The sequence below is a fragment of the Lactobacillus fornicalis genome (assembly GCF_055362665.1).
On the sequence record NZ_JBLTIM010000046.1, the window covers coordinates 1 to 2146 of the forward strand.

Sequence of the window (2146 nt, forward strand, 5' to 3'; positions counted from 1 at the left end):
CTTGCTGCTTTTATGGGCGGACTTTTATATCGAAATGTAGACCCTGAAAAAGCTGTGAAGCTGGCTATCTTAGCAAATGATGCAACAGAAGATAAGTTAAGTAGCGACGAACTTATTAGAACCGTTCAATCAATGATTGATAAAGATATTAGAAGGAGAGAAGGTGGTTGAGCTGGATAAAAAAGACGATAAAAAGGTTATCGAACTTAAAAATACTGATAAACTTCGTAAATTACAGAAACAACCGAAATATAGTTATTCTCTTCCTTTTCTTGTTAATGAAAAAACGGGCATTATTAAGAAAAATTCCATCTATAACATCATTATGATTCTTAGTAACGATAAGCTACTAAAAAATACTTTTCAATTTAACGAGTACACTGAAGCAGTTGATGTAATGAAAGATATTAAAGATCTCAATATTGAAAAAGGTCAATTAAAAGATGTTTATATTTCTCTTATCGCTGCTTATATCGAAACTCAAGGGGCTTACTCCAATATCCTTTTTGATGATCAAAAAATACGCTCAGCAATCAGTGTTTATGCTTCAAGTCATTCTTATAATCCTATCAAAGATTACTTTACCGAAGCTTTAAAAAAATGGGACGGTAAGCCCAGACTCCAAAATCTTTTACCTGATTTTTTAGGAGCAGAACCTGGTTATTTAACTTTACTCATCACTAGACAATTCTTAGTTGGTGCAATTGCAAAAACTTTTAACCCTATGACCAAGTTCGATATGGTGCTTGATTTAGTTGGTGGACAGGGAGTTGGTAAAACGACTTTTCTAAAAAATCTAGCACCACTTGGTTACTACACTGACCAGTTTGCTAGTTTCTCATCAAAAGATGATTTCGCAGTCATGAAAAATGCAGTCATTGTTAACGATGATGAGCTAACAGCTTCACATAATTCTTCTTTTGAAGAACTCAAGAAGTTTGTCACTATGCAAGAATTCGAGTATCGCAAGGCGTATGGTCATACTGCTGAGAAATTTCATAAAAAATTTGTTATGGCTCGTACTACTAATGAACGATATTATCTTAAAGATTTAACTGGTTCTCGTAGATTTATGCCTATTTTAGCTGATAAGGCTAATCGAAAGAAAAACGCAGTAACAGATATGCCACCTGAATTTGTTCAGCAAATTTGGGGAGAAGCAATGGCACTCTATAAATCTGGTGATTTTAGTTTCGCTCTAACACCTGATGAGGAGGTGGAGTTGGAGTCTAAAAGAACTGAATTCAACTATGTTGATGCTTTTGAAGATAAATTGGCTGATGTTTTAGAATCAGATGATTTTAGATATGCAAACTTTATAACGAATGATAAGTTGGCAGATGCTTTAGGGTTGGACCTTTTGAAAAATAGAAAAGCAGCTCGTAAATTACAAAGCTTGATGTTAGATCGATTTAAGTGGTCTAGAAAAGTTAAAAAAATAGGTGGAAAAACAGCTCGAGGTTACGCTAGACCAGATTCGTAGTGTAACCGCCTAGAGTCCCAAGGGATAAGGTGCATTTTAGTGCTTTGATTATAAAAATTTCACAAGCTTGCAATCCGTTGATACATAAGAGCTTATAAGCTGTTTTTTAAAAGTTACACTACTAAAAATTTAGTGTAACCTTTAAACAAACCTTAGAGCGACAAGGGATTAAGCCTTGTGAAAATTCAAAAAAGGTTACACTATAGTGTAACCTATCTCAGCCCTTGGGCCACAAGGCTTTAGATATAGTATAAATACATAGTTACACTATTTTATATATATAAAATATATTACTATAACTAACTACTAGTAATTACTAAGTAATTTAGAAAAAGAAAGTTGAAATTTAGTGTAACCGTAAACTTTTTAGCTCAATCCCTTGGGAGAGTAAGCGAGAGACCCGGTTACACTAGTGTAACCCTAAAATTGGTCTATATGTTCTATATTATTGCTAGAGTAAGTGCGAATGAGGTTACACTACTGGATTGGTTACTGTAACCTTAGTGTAACCTTTATAAGAATAATATGTGCGGTGGGTGGGTAGGTATAGTTAATTATGGACAGTGAACATTTAATTCAACAAAAAATACAACTTTATATAACTCAAAATAATTTAGGCTGCTGTTTTCGTGCAAATGTAGGTAGCGTTAAACAAGCAGATGG

1 protein-coding gene is annotated in these 2146 nt (G+C 33.8%); it reads left to right on the plus strand.

The window, feature by feature from the left end; genetic code table 11:
- The first annotated feature begins 163 nt into the window (after positions 1-163).
- Positions 164-1483, plus strand: coding sequence for a VapE domain-containing protein (locus ACNDLV_RS07505; RefSeq protein ID WP_144772333.1), 1320 nt, complete (start codon positions 164-166; stop codon positions 1481-1483).
- The last annotated feature ends 663 nt before the right edge of the window (positions 1484-2146 follow it).